General features: G+C 71.8%; 15 protein-coding genes. 5 read left to right on the forward strand and 10 right to left on the reverse strand.

Annotation, left to right across the window (positions count from 1 at the left end):
* Positions 1-158: 158 nt before the first annotated feature.
* The 6 genes from ACGFY9_RS04265 to ACGFY9_RS04290 all read right to left on the reverse strand — a co-directional run bounded on the left by ACGFY9_RS04265 (position 159) and on the right by ACGFY9_RS04290 (position 6,610).
* A complete protein-coding gene (locus tag ACGFY9_RS04265) occupies positions 159-1,139 on the reverse strand; it encodes a cation diffusion facilitator family transporter (RefSeq protein WP_393751808.1) in 981 nt (326 codons plus the stop codon).
* A gap of 145 nt (positions 1,140-1,284) precedes the next feature.
* Complete coding sequence (gene manA / locus ACGFY9_RS04270) at positions 1,285-2,436, reverse strand: mannose-6-phosphate isomerase, class I (RefSeq protein WP_393751810.1); 1,152 nt, start codon at positions 2,434-2,436, stop codon at positions 1,285-1,287.
* Between the two features lie 109 nt (positions 2,437-2,545).
* Positions 2,546-3,673, reverse strand: coding sequence for an SIS domain-containing protein (locus tag ACGFY9_RS04275; protein WP_393751812.1), 1,128 nt, complete (start codon positions 3,671-3,673; stop codon positions 2,546-2,548).
* A gap of 31 nt (positions 3,674-3,704) precedes the next feature.
* Complete coding sequence (locus tag ACGFY9_RS04280; protein ID WP_019072213.1) at positions 3,705-3,875, reverse strand: Trm112 family protein; 171 nt, start codon at positions 3,873-3,875, stop codon at positions 3,705-3,707.
* A 646-nt stretch (positions 3,876-4,521) separates the two neighbouring features.
* The gene (locus ACGFY9_RS04285; protein ID WP_393751814.1) at positions 4,522-5,886 is read right to left on the reverse strand and encodes a phosphomannomutase/phosphoglucomutase; all 1,365 of its coding nucleotides are present in this window, start codon (positions 5,884-5,886) and stop codon (positions 4,522-4,524) included.
* Between the two features lie 292 nt (positions 5,887-6,178).
* A complete protein-coding gene (locus tag ACGFY9_RS04290; protein ID WP_078532602.1) occupies positions 6,179-6,610 on the reverse strand; it encodes a DUF3499 domain-containing protein in 432 nt (143 codons plus the stop codon).
* A 279-nt stretch (positions 6,611-6,889) separates the two neighbouring features.
* Between ACGFY9_RS04290 and ACGFY9_RS04295 the strand changes: the two genes are divergently transcribed.
* Positions 6,890-7,339: a metallopeptidase family protein gene (locus tag ACGFY9_RS04295; RefSeq protein WP_366498950.1), complete on the forward strand. Its 450-nt coding sequence runs from the start codon at positions 6,890-6,892 to the stop codon at positions 7,337-7,339.
* A 31-nt stretch (positions 7,340-7,370) separates the two neighbouring features.
* On the opposite strand, the gene ACGFY9_RS04300 is transcribed toward ACGFY9_RS04295, so the two are convergent.
* The 3 genes from ACGFY9_RS04300 to ACGFY9_RS04310 all read right to left on the reverse strand — a co-directional run bounded on the left by ACGFY9_RS04300 (position 7,371) and on the right by ACGFY9_RS04310 (position 13,042).
* Positions 7,371-8,861, reverse strand: coding sequence for a DUF5719 family protein (locus ACGFY9_RS04300; protein ID WP_393751816.1), 1,491 nt, complete (start codon positions 8,859-8,861; stop codon positions 7,371-7,373).
* Complete coding sequence (locus ACGFY9_RS04305; RefSeq protein ID WP_393751818.1) at positions 8,858-12,580, reverse strand: glycosyltransferase; 3,723 nt, start codon at positions 12,578-12,580, stop codon at positions 8,858-8,860. The genes ACGFY9_RS04300 and ACGFY9_RS04305 overlap by 4 nt, the downstream gene beginning before the upstream one ends.
* A gap of 198 nt (positions 12,581-12,778) precedes the next feature.
* Positions 12,779-13,042, reverse strand: coding sequence for a WhiB family transcriptional regulator (locus ACGFY9_RS04310; protein ID WP_003975777.1), 264 nt, complete (start codon positions 13,040-13,042; stop codon positions 12,779-12,781).
* A 610-nt stretch (positions 13,043-13,652) separates the two neighbouring features.
* Here ACGFY9_RS04310 and ACGFY9_RS04315 point away from each other — a divergent pair.
* The 4 genes from ACGFY9_RS04315 (at position 13,653) to ACGFY9_RS04330 (ending at position 17,643) form a co-directional block, all read left to right on the forward strand.
* Positions 13,653-14,162: a cysteine dioxygenase gene (locus ACGFY9_RS04315; RefSeq protein WP_393751820.1), complete on the forward strand. Its 510-nt coding sequence runs from the start codon at positions 13,653-13,655 to the stop codon at positions 14,160-14,162.
* A gap of 44 nt (positions 14,163-14,206) precedes the next feature.
* A complete protein-coding gene (gene cofD, locus ACGFY9_RS04320; RefSeq protein ID WP_393751822.1) occupies positions 14,207-15,166 on the forward strand; it encodes a 2-phospho-L-lactate transferase in 960 nt (319 codons plus the stop codon).
* Complete coding sequence (locus ACGFY9_RS04325; protein WP_393751824.1) at positions 15,163-16,479, forward strand: coenzyme F420-0:L-glutamate ligase; 1,317 nt, start codon at positions 15,163-15,165, stop codon at positions 16,477-16,479. The genes cofD and ACGFY9_RS04325 overlap by 4 nt, the downstream gene beginning before the upstream one ends.
* A gap of 162 nt (positions 16,480-16,641) precedes the next feature.
* A complete protein-coding gene (locus ACGFY9_RS04330) occupies positions 16,642-17,643 on the forward strand; it encodes a DNA-3-methyladenine glycosylase family protein (RefSeq protein ID WP_393751825.1) in 1,002 nt (333 codons plus the stop codon).
* 110 nt (positions 17,644-17,753) lie between these two features.
* Here ACGFY9_RS04330 and ACGFY9_RS04335 read toward each other — a convergent pair whose 3' ends face one another.
* Positions 17,754-18,836: a sugar phosphate nucleotidyltransferase gene (locus ACGFY9_RS04335; RefSeq protein ID WP_393751827.1), complete on the reverse strand. Its 1,083-nt coding sequence runs from the start codon at positions 18,834-18,836 to the stop codon at positions 17,754-17,756.
* Between the last annotated feature and the right edge of the window lie 53 nt (positions 18,837-18,889).

The following is an 18,889-nucleotide window of genomic DNA, read 5'->3' on the forward strand; positions in this document are numbered from 1 at the left end:
ACAAACGTGACTACATCTTCAACGGCACCCTGACCGTCACCGCGATCGTCATCTGGCTCCGTGACACCGTCCAAGAGCCATCAGAAACGGCCTAGTTGCTGGGGCAGCGGGGCTCGTCGGACGTCTTGGCGGCCCTGTTGCCGTAGCGGCGGAGGGGCTCAGTGTTCGGCGGGGTGCTGGGCCGGGCCTCCGGGGGTGGCTTCGCGGTCGGGGCCCTTGGTGGCTTCGGACTCGCTGTAGATGTCGGGTTCGAGGTAGATGACGCGGGCGATCGGGACGGCTTCGCGGATGCGGGACTCGGCGGCGTTGATCGCGGTGGCGACCTCGGTGGCCGTGTCGTCGTGCTGGACGGCGATCTTGGCGGCGACGAGCAGTTCCTCGGGGCCGAGGTGGAGCGTGCGCATGTGGATGATGCCGGTGACCGTGTGGCCGTCGACGATCGCGGTCTCGATCTTCTTGACGTCCTCGATGCCGGCGGACTCGCCGAGCAACAGGGACTTGGTCTCGGCGGCGAGGACCAGCGCGATCAGGATGAGCAGGATGCCGATGCAGAGCGTGCCGATGCCGTCCCAGACGCCGTCGCCGGTGAGCAGGGCCATGCCGACGCCGCCGAGAGCGAGGACCAGGCCGATGAGCGCGCCGAAGTCCTCCAGGAGGACTACGGGCAGCTCGGGGGCCTTGGCGCGGCGGATGAACTGCGACCAGGAGTGCGTGCCGCGCAGTTCGTTCGACTCCTTGATGGCCGTACGGAACGAGAAGCCCTCGGCGATGATCGCGAACACCAGGACGCCCACCGGCCAGTACCAGTGCTCCAGTTCGTGCGGGTGCCTGATCTTCTCGTAGCCCTCGTAGACGGCGAACATGCCGCCGACCGAGAAGAGGACGATCGAGACGAGGAAGGCGTAGATGTACCGCTCGCGGCCGTAGCCGAAGGGGTGTTGCGGGGTGGCCTCGCGCTGGGCCTTCTTGCCCCCGATGAGCAGCAGGGCCTGGTTGCCGGAGTCCGCGAGCGAGTGGACGCCCTCGGCGAGCATCGAGGACGAGCCGCTGAAGGCGAACGCCACGAACTTCGATACCGCGATCGCGAGGTTGGCGCCGAGTGCCGCCACGATCGCCCTGGTGCCGCCTGACGCGCTCATGTGTTCGCGGTGTCCCTTCGCCTTCGTACGTCTGCCCCGGACGTCTGCCCTGAGCGGCTGTCCGGTCGTCTTTGCCCGTCCTTTGCCGGTGGGCCATTCTTGCAGCCCTGCCCGGCGACGGCTCGTCAGGTATCCACAGGCCCGGTCATACGATCACAGTGGCCCGGAAGACCGTGCCGACTCCGGACACCTCCGCCGTGTCTCCCGCCGGGACGAAGACCGACTGGCCGGGCGCCAGTTCGAACTCGCCCGCCTTCACCGCACCGGCCGTGCAGAGCAGGATCTGCGGGGTGCCGAGGGTGAGGTCGTGGGCGCCGGTGCCCTCCGGGAGGACGTACCGGGACAGCCGGAACTCGTCGATGGGGGTCTCGTAGACCTCCTCCCCGTCGGGGGACGCCTCGGGGCGCAGCACTCCGGGGTCGCTCGCCTCGAAGCGGACGATGCGCAGGAGTTCGGGGACGTCGACGTGCTTGGGGGTGAGGCCGCAGCGCAGGACGTTGTCGGAGTTGGCCATGATCTCGACGCCGAGGCCGTTGAGGTAGGCGTGCGGGATGCCCGCGCCGAGGAACAGGGCCTCGCCGGGCTGGAGTCGGACGTAGTTGAGGAGCATGGCCGCGATGACGCCGGGGTCGCCCGGGTAGTGGTGGGCGATGTGGGCGTAGGGGGCGTAGTCGCCGCCCAGGCGCGTGCAGGCGGTCGCCGCCGCGGTGACCGTGTGGCGCGTCTCCTCGGGGTCGGCGGTGAGGATCGCCGTGAGGACCTCGCGCAGGGCGGCTTCCTCGGGGTGTGCGTGCAGGAGGTCGACGTACGGCTTCAGGGAGTCGACGCCGAGGCCTGCGAGCAGGTCGGCGGCGTGCAGCGGGTCGCGGAAGCCGCACAGGCCGTCGAACTCCGTGAGCGCGCAGATCAGTTCGGGCTTGTGGTTGGCGTCCTTGTAGTTGCGGTGCGGGGCGTCCACGGGGATGCCCCGGCGCTCCTCGTCGGCGTAACCCTCCTTGGCCTGCTCCAGGTTGGGGTGCACCTGGAGGGAGAGGGGGGCGCCGGCGGCGAGGATCTTCAGCAGGAAGGGCAGTCGCGGGCCGAACTTGGCCACCGCCTTCTCCCCCAACTCCCGCTCCGGAGCTGCCTCGATGACCTCGACGAGCGTCCCGCGCGCGGTGCGCGAGGGTGCGCCCGGGTGCGCGCCCATCCACATCTCCGCCTGCGGCTCGCCGGTCGGCTCGACGCCGAGCAGCTTGGGGATGGCGGTGGGGGAGCCCCAGGCGTAGGGGCGGATGGTGTTGTCGAGGCGGTCCATGTGGCTCTCTACCGGTTCTCTCTGCGTACGACCCGAGGACGACCTGGGTACGACGTGGCTTCGCGCCCCGTACGACGGTGTACGGCGGCTCAGGGCTTCGACGACAAGATCAGGCGCCCGAGGCGAGCGCCAGGTAAACGGCGGCGAAATCCGTCATGGCGATCAGCTCCGCGAGGGTCTCCAACTCGCCGCCCTCCTCGGGCTCCAGCTCGCTGATCGGCGTGTCGTGGCTGAGGGCCAGGTCACGGGCGGTGGGCGCCGCCGTGAGACCGCCGATCGGGCGGTCCCGAAGCAGCACCACGCGTGCGTGCAGCGCGGGTGCCTCGTCGACACGGTCGCGGAAGAAGTCGTCGGGGTCGGCGCTGGCGGCGAGCGGGCCGGCCAGCAGCGCGTTGTGCTCGGCGAGCGCCTCGGGGAGTTCGGAGACGAGCGCGGGGCGACCGGCCAACTCGGCGAGCGCGGCGGCGAATCGACGGCCCGCCGGGCCTGCGGACGTGCCCTCCGTCCAGATCACCGGGAGCGAGTCGGCGAGTTCGGAGGCCAGGGTCTTCGCTGGATTGCTGTATGTCGCGACGGCGGGCCCGCAGCGCTCGGCAACCTGGTCGAGCCGGTCGGCGACCTTCTCCAGCGCCTCAGGCGGCGCGCTGAGCAGGCCGGTGCGGTCCAGGATCGCGAGCAGCGGGGTGAGCAGCGCCCAGAGCACTCCGGGGGCGGAGGCGGCCAACGGCTCGTCGTGTTCGTACGGTGCCGTCGCCATCGGTACGAAGAGGCCGTGGGCGCCGTCCACCGCCTCGGTGAGCGGGCTGCGGGTCGGTGCTACGGCTACGACGGTGCAGCCGCGCCGGTAGGCCTGCTCGGCGAGGAGGGACAGGCCGGGTTCGGTGCCGTCCGGGGTGGTGATCAGCAGGAGGTCCACGGAGCCCGCCCAGCCCGGGAGTTCCCAGCGCAGGGCGCCGGCCGCGGGGGCGACGCCGGTGGGCGCGAGGCGGGTGACGGGGCTGCCGGCGCCGGCGAGGGTGCCGAGCAGGTCGGCGACGCAGGTGGCGGCGGCGCCGGGGCCGGCGATCAGGATGGCGCGGGGGCGGCCGTCCGGTTTCAGGTCGTGAACCCCGGCCTCGGCGGCGTGCCGGGCGGCCGTGCGCACCCGGGCACCGGCTTCGGCAGCACCGCGGAGCAGGGCTCGGCGGTCGGCCTCGGCCAGTGCCTCCGGGGTGTCGAGCAGCGATTCGTCGAGCATGGGCGGCGGCCTCCGATCGCGTCGTCGTCGGTTACGCGGGGTGGCGGGCCTCGTCGACGAGCAGTACGGGGATGCCGTCCCGGACGGGGTAGGCCAGGCCGCAGTCCTCGCCGGTGCAGATCAGCTCGGTGTCCTGCTCCTTGAGGGGGGCGTGGCAGGCCGGGCAGGCCAGGATCTCCAGGAGGCCGGCTTCGAGCGGCATGAGGTGTCCCTCCGAGGGGGTGTCTGCGACGCTTGGGCGGATGTGCCTGGTCAGGGTACCGCCGCTCGAGAAGGCTCGCCGGGGTTGGGGCCGACGTCCCTGGGGGCTGCGCCCCCAGACCCCCCTTCGGCCTGAACGGCCTCGTCCTCAAACGCCGGACGGACTGAGAACGGCGGCCTGCGTTGGAGAGGCGCGGCTCCCCTCCTGGGTGGGCGTTAGGGACGCTGAACTCGGCCCCGACGCCAGACAGGTTGAAAATGCCAGCCTGCGTTCGAGAGGTGCGCCCCTCCAGGGCGGGTGGGGGTTCGAGACAGCTGACTCGGCCCCCAACGCCAGACGGGTTGAACTTGCCAGCCTGCGTTGCAAGGGTGCGGCCCCCTCCTGAGTGCGTGGGGGTTCGGGACAGCGAGCGCAGACTCCGGCGTGAGGCACGCCGAAAATGCCGACCCGCGCCGCAAAGGCGCACCCCCTCTGGATGGGGGCTGGAACGGTGCGCTCGGCCTCGGACACCGGACCGGCTGAGAATGCCGACCGGCGCCGGAGATGTGCGCCCCTCCTGGTGGGCGGGACGGTGAACCGGGCCCCAGATGCCGGGTGCGCTGGATCTACCGACCGGCATCGAGCGGAACCTCAGCCCAAGCGCCCGTCACCCCCGGATGATCCCCAGCACCTCGTCCCGCACCTTCGTCATCGTCGCCTCGTCCCGTGCCTCCGTGTTGAGCCGCAGCAGCGGTTCCGTGTTGGAGGGGCGGACGTTGAACCACCAGTCGGCGGAGGAGACGGTGAGGCCGTCGAGTTCGTCGAGGGTGAGGTCGGTCTGGTTCTCGTAGGCGGTGCGGATCGCCGCGAGGCGGGCCCGTTGGTCGTCGACCGTGGAGTTGATCTCGCCGGAGCCCACGTAGCGGTCGTACTGGGCCACGAGGGCGGAGAGGGAGCCGTCCTGGCCACCCAGGGCCGCGAGGACGTGGAGGGCGGCCAGCATGCCCGTGTCGGCGTTCCAGAAGTCCTTGAAGTAGTAGTGCGCGGAGTGCTCGCCGCCGAAGATCGCGCCGGCCTTCGCCATCTCGGCCTTGATGAAGGAGTGGCCCACGCGTGTGCGTACCGGTGTGCCGCCGTTCTCCTTGACGACCTCGGGGACCGACCAGGAGGTGATCAGGTTGTGGATGATCACGCCCTTGCCGCCGTTCCTCGCCAGCTCGCGGGAGGCCACCAGGGCGGTGATCGCGGACGGTGAGACCGGGTCGCCGTTCTCGTCGACCACGAAGCAGCGGTCGGCGTCGCCGTCGAAGGCGATACCGAGGTCGGCGCCCTCCTCGCGGACGCGTGCCTGGAGGTCGACGATGTTCGCCGGGTCGAGCGGGTTGGCCTCGTGGTTCGGGAACGTGCCGTCCAGCTCGAAGTACATCGGGACCAGCGTGAGCGGCAGGCCGGCGAACACCGTCGGGACCGTGTGGCCGCCCATGCCGTTGCCCGCGTCGACGACGACCTTCAGGGGGCGGATGGAGGTCAGGTCGACGAGGCCGCGGAGGTGCGCTGCGTAGTCCTCCAACGTGTCCCGCCGGGTGATCGTTCCCGTCGGCCCGGAGACCTCCGGCGCGCCCGAGTCCAGCCAGGACTCGACGAGTTGGCGGATATCGGCGAGGCCGGTGTCCTGGCCCACGGGGGCCGCGCCCGCCCGGCACATCTTGATGCCGTTGTACTTCGCGGGGTTGTGCGAGGCCGTGAACATGGCGCCGGGGAGGTCGAACGCGCCCGACGCGTAGTACAGCTGGTCCGTGGAGCACAGGCCGATCTCGGTCACGTCGACGCCGCGCGCCGCCGCCCCGCGCGCGAAGGCGGCGGACAGGCCCGGGGACGAGGGCCGCATGTCGTGCCCGGTCACGATCGCGCTCGCGCCGGTCACTTGGACGAAGGCCGCTCCGAACAGCTCGGCCAACGACTCGTCCCACTGGTCCGGGACGACGCCCCGTACGTCGTACGCCTTCACGAGCTGTGACAGATCAGCAGACACGGCCAACCCTCCAGAGTTCCATCGGTCGCCTCAAACTACCCGCCAGGGCCGCCGTGCGACGTGCGGCAACCGAGCCGTCCACACACCGTTACCTCAGCTCAGGGCGGCATCTACCCGAGCGGCACAGGGTGGTTGGGTGAGGGGCCGCGTGAATCGTTGAACAACTCGCCCGCGGGTCAGGCGGATCGTTGAACGACTCGATCACCGAACGAGCGGATCGTTGAACGACCGGCTCGCCGAGCGACAGGATCGTTGAACGAAACTCCAGGAGCGAACTCCGGGACAGGCGCCGTCAGTTGTCCGGTGAGCGCAGCACCCGAAGATGACCTCGGCGTGCGACCTCCATCGGGTCCGCCGTGCGGGCCCCGCCTCCGCCGCCGGCGCCTGCCGCGCGCTCCTGAGGGCGGGCCGCCTCGCGCACGGCGTTGGCGAGCGCTTCCAGGTCGTCGCCGCTCGGGCGGGCCGGAGCGGAGCTGTCGAGGAGGCGGACGACTTCCCAGCCGCGGGGCGCGGTGAGGCGCTCGGAGTGCTCGGCACACAGGTCGTAGCAGTGGGGTTCGGCGTAGGTGGCGAGCGGGCCGAGGACCGCGGTCGAGTCGGCGTAGACGTACGTCAGCGTCGCGACGGCGGGGCGGCCGCAAGCGGTGCGCGAACAGCGACGTACAGGGCTCACGACGTTGGACGGTACCGCACTCTTGAGCGGGCCGCGACGACTCTCCCCCAGGTCACCCCACCGTGTCGGGCTGTGAAACGCCCCACACACACCACCGGCAACACGCCGCTGACCTGCACGGACACCCCTTCCCGAGATCTCGAACGGGGTCGGACCCGGTCACCACTCGGCACAAACACCGTCAATTGCCTTGAGAGGGACGGTCTTCGAGACATACGGAATCGAGCCCAACCTTGGCCGGAATGGTCATCCGGCGACATGCCGTGCGGAGCACCCGACGGCGGGTGGAGTCGGGCGGCCGGACCCGGCGGGGACTACGCTTCACCAGTGATGGACACCCCCGTACCGCCCTCCGCCGCCGGCCCCGGGCCCCGCCGCCGCGATCGCCACGGCCGGGGCATGCGCGGCCCGATCGCGCCGCCCCAGGTTCCGCTCGCCGCGAGCCGCGCCGACGCGTTCGCGGACCTGGTGCAGGACTCCGTGGAGCGCCTGGAGCGACGCTGGCCACAGTTGTCCGAGATCGATTTCCTCGTCCTCGAAGTCCCTCGACTGGGTGGTGCGGGCGAGGGCTGGAACGACGAGTCGGTGCCCCTGGGGGGCACGATCGCCGCCCGCGAGGGGCAGCCCGCGCGCGTGGTGATCTACCGGCGCCCGGTCGAGATCCGCACGAAGGGGCGCGACGAACGGGCCGCCCTCGTCCACGAGATCGTCGTGGAGCAGGTCGCCGAGCTGCTGGGGCTCACCCCGGAGACGGTCGATCCGCGCTACGGGGAGGACTGAAACCCTCCCCACGCACGCGTGCCCCCGACTCCTACTTCTTCTGCAGCACCGACAGGTCCTCGTCCGTCTGAGGCACCGACACCGTTCCCCGGTCGTCGGGCAGCGTCTGGATCGTGAAGCCCGGTACGCCCTCCTCGGTCGCCGACAGCGTCCGGGCCGCGTACACCGGGCCGCCCGACTGCGGTTCGACCGTCAGCGCGTACGTGCCCTTCAGGCCTGCGGGGACCGGGAGTTCGACGTCCTCGGTGGTGCCGGCCTTGATCGTGTACGTCTTCGAGACGGGCGTACCGCCGCCGCTGCCCGCGGACGCGGTGACCTTGACCGTCGCGGCGCGGGTGGGGGCGACCAGGGACAGCGTGGAGCCCTTGGCGCTGTTGTCGGCGGACGTCGCGCGCGTGCCGACCTGGCCGGTCGCCGGGATGAACGCCGTCTCCTGCTTGCTGCCCTTGCCCCGTACGACCTTCAGCGCGGCGACGATGGGCACGGACTGGTCGGTCGGTGTCAGGACCAGGGAGCCCGGGTCGCCGCGCGTGACGTCGCCCAGGTCGACGGCGGTCGTCATGCCCGCCTTCACGTGCACGGTCTCGTGCCCGGCCGGCGTGATCATCCCCGTGGGTGACGACAGCCGCACCTTCAGGTCGGCGTCCGAGTCGCCCGGCGTGAAGGCGATCAGCCGCACGGAGGTGGCGTCCTTCGGGATGCCCGGCATCACCAGGCTGCCGGCCGGGTCCGTGGACGCGGCCAGCCAGTCACCGCCGAGCTTGGCGTCGAGGGCCTGCACGGACGCGCCGACCCGGCCGCTGCGCACGCTCACGTGCACGGTCAGGTCGGTCTCCTGGTCGTCGGTGAGCGTGGACAGCAGGATCGGCTCGCTGGCGTGCGGCTCGACCGTGATGCCCTCCCCCACCGTCGACTTGAGGTCGCCGTCCTTGCCGTAGAGCTCGATGTCGACGACGGCGGCGGAGTCGTCCGGGTTGGTGAGGTGCACGTAGTCGGTGCGGCCGGTGGCGGTGCTGGCGCCCGGGAACCAGAACTCGGTGTCCGGGGCGGTGCAGTTGACGCCCTGGAGGCCGCGGCCGTTGCCCGCGGCGACCTCGGTGGTCTCCTGGACGGACCAGCCGGGCGCGTACTTGCCCTCGGCGGTGCCGAGCAGCGCGGGCGCGTCGGCTCCGGAGCTGTCGCCGGTGGCCGGGGTGCCGGGGGCCTTCGGCTCCAGGACGGGCTTGGCGGGCTTCTTCTTGCTGCTCGTGCCGTCGCCCGACTCCTCGGTGGCGGACTGGAGTTCGGCCTTGCCACTGCTGTCCGCGCCCGTAGTGACGGGTGTGAAGGACGTGTACGAGGTGTCGGCGAGATCGGAGGTGCTGGGCGCCGGGCAGAGCAGGCTGGTGCGCTCCACGGGCAGCCGGGCGGCCGCCTGGGCGGTGCCGGTGCCGGACGCGGCCGGTGCCTTCATCTCGGCGAACCCGGTGACGGCGGCGAGCGCGACCACGCCGGCGAGGAGGGACAGGGTGGGGCGGTTCACTGCTGGCTCCCGTCGGGGCGCTCATCGCCGTGCGGTTGTTGCTGCTGGGCCGGGTCGTACGTCGGGTCGTAGGCGGGGTCGTAGTTCGGGTCGTAGCCCTGGTTCTGCCCCTGGTTCTGGTCGTAGCCCTGGTCGTACGTCGGGTCGTACGCCGGTGCCGCGGGCTGGCCGCCGTACGCGTACGGGTCGTACTGGCCGCCCTGGTAGGGGTCCGCCTGGTACGACTGGTCGTACGTGCCCGCCGGGTACTGCTCGCCTGCCTGGTACTGCTCGCCGCCGTAGGTGCCGTACTCGGCGCCCGCGTAGCTCGCCGCGTCCCACTCGCCGTAGGACTGCTGCTGCGGGATCGCGGCGACGGCCTCCTCCTCCGGAGGAGGCGTGGCACCCGCGGCGAAGGCGTCGAACTGGCCGGTGTCCGCGGTCTCGTCGGTCTCGTCGGCGGTCTCGGCCTCCGCCTGGGCGCGCAGCCGGCGGGCCCTGCGGCCCTCGCCCGCGACCGCCTGGGCCGGGATCAGCTCCTCCTCGGGGAGGTCGTCGTCGACCTCACGGCGGCGGCCCGGGAGGGCGAGCACGACGAGGACGAGGGCGAGCGCGCCCTGTGCCCACAGCCAGGCGGTGTGCCCGATCGGGTCGTCGTAGGTGACGTCCAGCTTGCCGCCGGAGGCGGGGAGTTCGAAGCCCTGGGCCCAGCCGTCGACCGTGGTGCGGGTGAGCGGTTTGCCGTCCAGGGTGGCCGTCCAGCCGGCGGCGGCCGAGTCGGCGAGGCGCAGGACGCGGCCGGTGGCGCCGGACGGGATCGTGGTGTGGATGTCGACGGGTCCGGCGGCGACGGGCTTCGGGGTGGCGGAGCCGGTGACGATCGCCGCGCGGGAGACCTCCTCGTCCACCTGCCACAGGGCACTGCCGTCGGCCTGGCTGAGCCTGCTGAGGCCGGGGGTGGCGTCCAGGACGCGGCTGACCTCGCGGGGCGCGCCCTTGTGGACGAGGACGTAGCGCACGGCGAAGCCGCCGAGTTCGTCGGCCTGGTCGGCGCCGGAGCCGGCGACGAGGTTGGCGACGACCTTGTCGAGCTTGGTGTTCTCGCCGTCCGCCGCGGCGAACTCGCCGTCGCCCATGCGGGCGCCGGAGCCGCGCACCAGCATGTAGCCGACGTGGGCGGCGGAGTCGCTGTCGAGGACGAGGGTGCGGGCCTGGTCCCGGGTGCCGCTCTCCTCGGCGACGAACGCGGGCACCTGGGTCGGGTCGTGGCGCTCCAGGGGGCCGTCGGCGCCGCGGATCATCCAGCCGGCGGCGACGAGCAGCGGGCCCGCGGCCGAGGCGAAGGCGATCAGCACGGCCACCGGCTGGCGCCAGCCGAAGCTCTGCTCGGCCACACGCGCGCGTGCCCCGTCGGCGCCGAGCGCGGCGGCGGCGAGGAGGGCCAGGCCGTAGACGAGGGTCGCGGGGCCCGCCCAGGTGGAGCTGTTGGACAGGACGGCGAAGACGAGGCCCACCAGGGCGACGCCCCAGGCCGTCCAGATTCCGAACTGACGCTCACTGCGCAGCAGGGCGGCGAGCGCGGCCAGGACGATGCCGATGAGCATCAGGCCACTGACCGTGCCGGGGCCGCCCGGGCTGGCGCCGAGCAGGTCGAGGGGGGACGCGGCCCCGGAGCCGTACTCCAGGCCTGCCTGCTGGAAGAAGCCGAACGGGAGCAGGGTCAGCGACCAGGGCGCCAGGATCAGCAGGGGGGTGCCGTACTGGGCCAGGAAGCGCGGTCCGTAGCCGACGAGGTCGCCGCGGCGCACGGCCAGCAGCGCGACGCCCAGGAGCAGCGTGATGGGCCAGATGATCGGCGTGAAGGCCGTGGTGACCGTCAGGAGCAGGGCGTACGCCCAGGTGGCGCGCCAGCTGCCGCGGGCCCCGGAGGCGTGGGTGAGGCCGCTGGCCGCGATGCCCGCGCGGGCCATCAGCGGGAGCAGTATGGCGAGTACTGCGGTGCCGATGCGGCCGCCGGCGAGGGCGCCGGTGGCGGCGGGCAGGAAGGCGTAGACGACGGCCGTCCACGCGCGCAGCAGGCGCGACTCGACGAGCGGGCGGGACGCGAAGTAGGCGGTGAACCCGGCCAGCGGGACCGAGGCGACCAGGAGGACCGTGACCGCGAGGCCGGTCGAGCCGAAGAGCAGCGAGGAGAGCATCGCGACGAACGCGAGGTACGGCGGCGCGGACGGGGTGCCGCCGACGCCCACCGGGTGCCAGGAGTCCAGGAAGCGTGACCACAGCTCACTGGAGTCGCCCGGGGCGGGCAGCAGCGCGCCGCCCGTGAGCGCGCCGCTGGCGAGCAGGCCGCGGCAGGCGACGAGGGAGACGAGGAGCAGCACCAGGAACAGCACCGGGCCCGGCTTGCGGGCGATGCGCTTCACGCGCGCGAACTGCTCGATCTCCAGGAAGTCCGCGTCGTCGCCGCCGGGTCCGGACTCGACGGCGCCGCCGTGCCGGCCGGCTCCGGAGGTGATCTCGGGGTCGGAGGTGTCGACGAAGCTTCCGGCGACCTGTTCGAAGGTGGCCCGCACGGTCGCGCCCGGCGGCGGGAACAGCGGCCGCAGTTCGGCCTTGTCGATCTGGGCGCCGGCGCGCCTGCGCCGTCCGGCGAGGATCCGCTCGGGGCGCAGCAGGGTCCCCAGGAGGCCGCGGATCTCGTCGAGGGCCTGTCCGGGGACCTTGCCGACGAGGTTGGCGACGGTCCGCAGCAGTGTGCCGACGACGACCCTGAAGAGGACCCAGGGCAGCACGGCCGTACGGCTGTTGACGAGCAGGGTGTAGACGGCGCCGGCCTTGTCGACCTTGTGCGGGGAGGCGACGGTGCGGCCCGCGCAGTCGACGGCGCGGCGCTCGCGGGAGGCCGCCTCGGCGTGCCGTACGACCGCCTCGGGGGCGACCAGGACACGGTGGCCGGCGGCGGTGGCGCGCCAGCACAGGTCGACGTCGTCGCGCATCAGGGGCAGCCGGCGGTCGAAGCCGCCGAGTTCGTCGAAGACGTCGCGCCGGACGAGCATGCCGGCGGTGGACACGGACAGCACGGGCCGTACGTGGTCGTGCTGGCCCTGGTCCTGTTCGCGGCGGTCGAGGCCGGTCCAGCGGCGGCCGGAGTGGGCGATGGTGACGCCGACCTCCAGCAACTGCCGCCGGTCGTACCAGCCGCGCAGCTTGGGGCCTACGACGGCCACGTCGTCGCGGCCCAGTTCGTACTCCTGGTCCACGACCCGCAGCAGTTGTGCCAAGGCGTCTGGCTCCGGGGCGGAGTCGTCGTGCAGCAGCCACAGCCACTGGACGGGCTCGCCGTACGGCAGTTCGGGCATGTCGTAGGCGTCGTCGCGCCACGTGCGCGTGACGGGGTCCCAGCCGCTGGGGCGCTTCAGGTACGGCAGCTCGTCCGGGGTCAGCAGGGGCGCGGTGCGGTTGGCCTCCTCGACGGCCTGGCCGAAGCCGGTGCGCCGGGCGAGGTGGAGCACGCGGTCGGCGCCGAGGGCGTCGGTGACCAGCTGGGCGGAGTCGTCCGCGCTGCCGGTGTCGGCGGCCATGACGCTCTGCACGGGGCGCTCCTGGCCGAGCAGCCCGGCGAGCGCGTCGGGCAGCCAGCGGGCGCCGTCGTGGGAGACGAGCACCGCGGTCACCACGTGACGCGGGAACTCAGGAGTGGCAGCGTCGTGTTGGCCTGCCGTGTGGCTGTGCACGGACATCGAGGTACGGGCCCCGGTTCGATGGACTGCGGTGGACGCCCGTGTCCCGAGGGGACCGCGGTACGTCTCGGACGAGCGCCCACACTATCGGCTGGGCATGACGACGGCCCGCCGCCTGTGGATAACCCAGCTGCGACGGGCCGTTCAGTACATCCCGAGGTATGCCCCGAGCCATGTCCCGAGGTGTGCCGTCCGGCTTCAGACGGCGGCCTTCTTGAGCCGACGGCGTTCCCGCTCGGAGAGGCCGCCCCAGATGCCGAAGCGTTCGTCGTTGGCGAGGGCGTATTCGAGGCACTCGGAACGGACCTCACAGGCCAGGCAGACCTTCTTGGCCTCGCGGGTGGAGCCGCCCTTCTCGGGGAAGAAGGACTCGGGGTCGGTCTGGGCGCACAGCGCGCGCTCCTGCCAGCCGAGTTCCTCGTCCGCGTCGTCGACCAGCAGTTGCTGCACCAGCTCGGTCATGTGCGCCCCTCGTCTGTCTTTCGCGTCCCCGTGATGTGGCCGCCGTTACCGATGTCGGCTGAACGACACGAGTGAAATTACAAGTGTGCTGCTCCGGGCGAGTCAAGCCGAGATCTGCTATTGGGCCCCTTATTCACTCTGCGGAACCAAGGGCTAGCGGAAAGTGTTCAAATCGGCATAAACCTTGACAAGCAAAGGAGACCCCCTGAGCGCCTCCTACCCCGAGACGGAGCCTGTACGGGGGAGGACGCTCAGGAGTTCGATCTCGTTCCACTGGGGTTTGTGCGCCCGGTTGTGCGCCATGTGTCCCGGTAGACACCTGAACAAACCTTTCACCTCGGAGATGAACCGGATGAGGTGAAACATGTCCCACATACCGGGCGTCGAGTTGACAGTGCGGGTGTGAACCGCTGTCCTTGTGGGCATGTTCGCGAACTCGGCACTCACCTCGACCCGCACCGCCGGGTCCCTCGGTGCTGCCCACGCTCGCTGTAGCTGTTGTTGCTGTTCCGGCTGTTGAGCCCCACGCGCTCCGGCCCCACTTGCTTGTCTGTTTGGTGACACCCAGCCCCCGCCGTTACTTCTTACGCCGAGGAACCACCGCACCCCCATGAACAGCGACAGCGACCTCCAGATCGCCGGCGACATCCTCGAAGTCCCGCACCTCCTCCAGCCGCCGCGCGAACACCCCGCCACCCTGGCCGAGTTCGTCGGCCTGGCGCGCTCCGTCGCGGCCGACCGCGCCCAGTGGGAGCACCTCGTCGAGTACGACGCGACGACCCGCTGGTACCACCGGCTGAGCACGGGCCCCGGCTACGAGGTGTGGCTGCTGTCCTGGGTGCCCGGACAGGGCAGCGGGCTGCACGACCACGGCCGCTCCTCCGGTGTGCTGACCGTCCTGGACGGCACGCTGACCGAGCGCACCGAGCGGGGCACGCGCTCGTTGGGGGCGGGCGCGCAGCGGGTGTTCGCGCCGGGGTACGTCCACGAGGTCGTCAACGACACCCTCGAACCGGCCATAAGCCTGCACGTCTACTTCCCGGGCCTGACCGAGATGCCGATGCACACGGCGTGCGCGCGGCGCACCGGGTCGGAACCGGTCGATGCCGTGACTGCCTGAGACTGCCTGCCGCGTTGTCGTACCCGCCTGCAAGACTTGTGCCCATGCGCATTGTGGTTCTGGCAGGCGGTATCGGTGGTGCCCGGTTCCTGCGCGGTCTCAAGCAGGCCGTGCCGGACGCGGACATCACGGTGATCGGCAACACGGGGGACGACATCCACCTCTTCGGGCTGAAGGTCTGCCCGGACCTCGACACGGTGATGTACACGCTCGGCGGCGGCATCAACGAGGAGCAGGGCTGGGGTCGGGCCGACGAGACCTTCCACCTCAAGGAGGAGCTCGGGGCGTACGGGGTCGGGCCCGAGTGGTTCGGGCTCGGCGACCGGGACTTCGCCACGCACATCGTGCGGACGCAGATGATCGGCGCCGGGTTCCCGCTGAGCGCGGTCACCGAGGCGCTGTGCGACCGGTGGCAGCCCGGGGTGCGGCTGATCCCCATGACGGACGACCGCGTCGAGACGCACGTCGCCGTCGAGGTGGACGGCGAGCGCAAGGTGATCCACTTCCAGGAGTACTGGGTACGGCTGCGCGCGTCGGTCGCCGCCGAGGCCGTCGTACCGGTCGGGGCCGAGCAGGCCAAGCCCGCGCCCGGTGTCCTGGAGGCGATCGCGGAGGCGGACGTCATCCTCTTCCCGCCGTCCAACCCCGTCGTCTCCGTCGGCACCATCCTCGCCGTGCCCGGCATCCGGGAGGCGATCGCCGAGGCCGGGGTGCCCGTGGTCGGCCTCTCCCCCATCGTCGGGGACGCACCCGTGCGCGGGATGGCCGACAAGGTGCTCGCGGCGGTGGGCGTGGAGTCCACGGCCACGGCGGTGGCCGAGCACTACGGCTCGGGGCTGCTCGACGGCTGGCTCGTCGACACCGTTGACGCGGCCGCCGTGGCGGAGGTCGAGGCGGCCGGGATCCGCTGCCGGGCCGTGCCGCTGATGATGACCGACACCAAGGCGACCGCGCGGATGGCGCGCGAGGCGCTGGCGTTGGCGGAGGAGGTGCGGGCGGCATGAGCGACGTGGCACCGGTGGAGGGGTACCGGGTCTGGGCCGTGCCCGGGATGCCCGAGGTGGCGGCCGGGGAGGATCTGGCCAAGCTGATCGCCGCGGCCGAGCCCGGGCTCGTCGACGGGGACGTGCTCCTCGTCACCTCGAAGATCGTGTCCAAGGCGGAGGGGCGGATCGTCGAGGCGGCCGACCGGGAGGCCGCGATCGACGCCGAGACCGTACGGGTCGTCGCGCGGCGCGGGCCCCTGCGGATCGTGGAGAACCGGCAGGGGCTGATCATGGCCGCCGCCGGCGTCGACGCCTCCAACACCCCTGCCGGGACCGTGCTGTTGCTGCCCGAGGACCCGGACGCGTCCGCGCGCGCGATCCGCGACGGGCTGCGGGACGCGCTCGGCGTCGACGTCGGCGTCGTCGTCACCGACACCTTCGGGCGACCGTGGCGCACGGGGCTCACGGACGTCGCGATCGGCGCCGCCGGGGTGCGTGTACTGGACGATCTGCGCGGGGGCACGGACGCGTACGGCAATCCGCTGAGCGCGACCGTCGTGGCCACGGCGGACGAACTGGCCGCCGCCGGTGATCTCGTCAAGGGCAAGGCCGCGGGGCTGCCGGTCGCCGTGGTGCGGGGGCTGCCGCATGTCGTGACCCCCGAGGATGACGAGTTGGGCGCGCGGGCCATGGTGCGGGGCGGGCGCGACGACATGTTCCGGCTCGGGACGTCGGAGGCGGTACGGGAGGCGGTGACCCAGCGTCGTACGGTGCGGGCCTTCACGGACGAGCCGGTCGACCCCGGTGCCGTACGACGGGCCGTGGCCGCGGCGGTGACCGCGCCGGCGCCGCATCACACGACGCCGTGGCGGTTCGTGCTGCTGGAGTCCGCCGAGTCGCGGGGTGCGTTGCTGGACGCGATGCGGGACGCGTGGATCGAGGATCTGCGGCGGGACGGGAAGCCCGAGGAGTCCATCGCGAAGCGGGTGCGGCGCGGGGACGTGTTGCGCGGGGCGCCGTATCTCGTGGTGCCGTGTCTCGTCATGGACGGGTCGCACACGTATGGGGACGTGCGGCGGGACGGGGCGGAGCGGGAGATGTTCGTGGTGGCGGCGGGGGCGGGTGTGCAGAACTTCCTGGTGGCGCTCGCCGGGGAGCGGTTGGGGTCGGCGTGGGTTTCGTCGACGATGTTCTGCCGGGATGTTGTGCGGGGTGTCTTGGGGTTGCCGTCGGGGTGGGATCCGATGGGGGCGGTGGCTGTGGGGCATGCGGCGGCGGCGCCTGCGGCTCGGGCCGAGCGGGATGCCGGGGCGTTTATTGAGGTGCGGTGATTCGCCGTCGAGGCTCGTCTCGGTTGCGGGTGCGGGCCGTTTGTGGCTGGTCGCGCCCACGCGGCGGAGCCGCAAATAAACACAGCCCCGCGCCTGAAGGGGCGCTTACGCCTAGGCTCCTAGCACTCTTCAGGTACCTCTCATCACCTCTGGAATCTCACCGTGGCCGGACGTTTTGCTCCTCGGCCCACTCGTACGACTGTGCGGGGTGGGGACGTTGTCGTGCCTGGGGGTGTGCCCCGGCAGGGCTTGGAGGCCGGGCGGGTTCGGACCTGGGTGCCGAACGGGGTGCTTGATCTGGGGCTGGTGCTGGGGCCGTTGCGGCGGGGGCCCGGGGATCCCACGTTTCGGGTGGACGCGGACGGGGCTGTGTGGCGGGCCAGTCTTACGCCCGTCGGGCCGGGGACCCTGCGGGTGTCCGCTCACGGGGCTGCGGTGCGTGGGGAGGCCTGGGGGCCGGGGGCGGAGTGGTTGTTGGAGCGGTTGCCGGAGATGCTCGGCGCCGCTGACGAACCTGAGGCGTTCGTGCCTCGGCATCGACTGGTGGCGGTGGCTCAGCATCGGCGGCCGGGGTTGCGGTTGACGCGGACCGGGCTGGTGCTGGAGTCGTTGATTCCGTCGGTGTTGGAGCAGAAGGTGACGACGGACGAGGCGTATCGGGCCTGGCGGTCGTTGGTACGGAAGTTCGGGGTGCCGGCGCCTGGGCCTGTCGGCGGGCGGATGTGGGTGATGCCGACGCCGCGGGCGTGGGCGTTGATCCCGTCATGGGAGTGGCATCGGGCCGGGGTCGACGACAAGCGGGCCTCGACGATTCTGCGTGCCGTACGGGTTGCCGCGCGGCTTGAGCAGGCCGGGGCGATGTCCGCGGAGGATGCGCGGGCTCGGTTGGAGGTGGTGCCGGGGGTGGGGGTGTGGACGTCCGCGGAGACCGTGCAGCGGAGTCATGGGGCGGCGGATGCGGTGACCGTGGGGGATCTGCATCTGCCGGGGATCGTGGGGTGGGCGTTGGCCGGGGACCGGGACGCGGACGACTCGGTGATGTTGTCGTTGCTGGAACCGTATGCGGGGCAGCGGCACCGGGCGGCGCGGTTGATTCTGCTGAGCGGGAGGACGCCGGCCAGGCGGGCGCCGAAGATGCCACGGGGTGACATCGGGAAGTTGTGATGCCGGTGGAGACAGCCAGCCAGTCCGGCGTTTGAGGACGAGGCCGTTCAGGCCGACGGGGGGGCCGGGGACGCAGCCCCTGGACAGCGCCCCCGGACCACCCGCACGAACTACTGGTCCGAAGAGAACCGAACCGACCCCGCCGGAATCCGCGCGTCGCACCACACCCGCATGCCGTCGCGGAGTTCGTTGTCGGCGCCGATGACCGCGCCGTCTCCGATGACTGTGCCGGTGAGGACGGAGCGTTCGCCGACTCGGGCCCGGGTGCCGATCAGGGAGTCGGTGATGACCGCGCCCGGTTCGATGACCGCGCCCGGCAGGATCGTCGAACCGAAGACCCTCGCGCCCTCCGCCACGAAGGCGCCCTCGCCCACCACTGTGCCGCCCGTCAGTTTGGCGTCGGCGGCCACACGGGCCGTGGGGAGGACCAGGCGGTCGCCGCAGCGGCCTGGGATCGCGGGAGATGGGGCTCGGCCCAGGACCAGGTCCGCCGAGCCTCGGACGAAGGCCGCCGGAGTGCCCAGGTCCAGCCAGTACGTCGAGTCCACCAAGCCCTGCAAGTGGGCGCCGGCCGCCAGCAGATCAGGAAACGTCTCCCGTTCCACCGACACCGGGCGGCCCGCCGGGATCGTGTCGATGATCGAGCGGCGGAAGACGTAGGCGCCCGCGTTGATCTGGTCGGTGACGATCTCCTCGGGGGTCTGGGGCTTCTCCAGGAAGGCCAGGACTCGGCCCGTGTCGTCCGTGGGGACCAGGCCGTACGCGCGCGGGTCCGTGACCTTCGTCAGGTGGAGGGAGACGTCCGCGCCCGTTGTCTCGTGGGTGTGGACCAGGGCCCTGATGTCGAGGCCCGTCAGGATGTCGCCGTTGAAGATCAGGACCGGGTCGTCGGGACCCGAGTGGAGACGCGAGGCCACGTTGCGGATCGCGCCGCCCGTGCCGAGGGGCTCGTCCTCCGTGACGTACTCGATGTGGAGGCCGAGGGACGAACCGTCACCGAAGTGCGGTTCGAACACCTCCGCCAGATAGGAAGTGGCCAGGACGATGTGGTCCACGCCCGCCGCTCTCGCTCTCGCCAGCTGATGCGTGAGGAACGGCACCCCCGCCGCCCTGACCATCGGCTTGGGGGTGTGCACCGTGAGCGGGCGCAACCGGGTGCCCTTGCCGCCGACCAGGAGGATCGCTTCTGTCACCTGTCGTCTCTGCTTCCTGCCGGGACCGGCCGAACTGTTTTTTCGGCCGGCCA

Source organism: Streptomyces sp. NPDC048504, assembly GCF_043200035.1.
In the GTDB taxonomy this organism is placed as follows: domain Bacteria; phylum Actinomycetota; class Actinomycetes; order Streptomycetales; family Streptomycetaceae; genus Streptomyces.

What these genes read in the sequence shown, in the direction of transcription:
- ACGFY9_RS04280 (WP_019072213.1), bottom strand. Translation starts at nt 3,875, where the DNA reads ATGCCGCTCGAAGCCGGCCTCCTGGAGATCCTGGCCTGCCCGGCCTGC.
- cofD (WP_393751822.1), top strand. Translation starts at nt 14,207, where the DNA reads ATGCGCATTGTGGTTCTGGCAGGCGGTATCGGTGGTGCCCGGTTCCTG.
- ACGFY9_RS04305 (WP_393751818.1), bottom strand. Translation starts at nt 12,580, where the DNA reads ATGTCCGTGCACAGCCACACGGCAGGCCAACACGACGCTGCCACTCCT.
- manA (WP_393751810.1), bottom strand. Translation starts at nt 2,436, where the DNA reads ATGGACCGCCTCGACAACACCATCCGCCCCTACGCCTGGGGCTCCCCC.
- ACGFY9_RS04310 (WP_003975777.1), bottom strand. Translation starts at nt 13,042, where the DNA reads ATGACCGAGCTGGTGCAGCAACTGCTGGTCGACGACGCGGACGAGGAA.
- ACGFY9_RS04265 (WP_393751808.1), bottom strand. Translation starts at nt 1,139, where the DNA reads ATGAGCGCGTCAGGCGGCACCAGGGCGATCGTGGCGGCACTCGGCGCC.
- ACGFY9_RS04325 (WP_393751824.1), top strand. Translation starts at nt 15,163, where the DNA reads ATGAGCGACGTGGCACCGGTGGAGGGGTACCGGGTCTGGGCCGTGCCC.
- ACGFY9_RS04275 (WP_393751812.1), bottom strand. Translation starts at nt 3,673, where the DNA reads ATGCTCGACGAATCGCTGCTCGACACCCCGGAGGCACTGGCCGAGGCC.
- ACGFY9_RS04295 (WP_366498950.1), top strand. Translation starts at nt 6,890, where the DNA reads ATGGACACCCCCGTACCGCCCTCCGCCGCCGGCCCCGGGCCCCGCCGC.
- ACGFY9_RS04315 (WP_393751820.1), top strand. Translation starts at nt 13,653, where the DNA reads ATGAACAGCGACAGCGACCTCCAGATCGCCGGCGACATCCTCGAAGTC.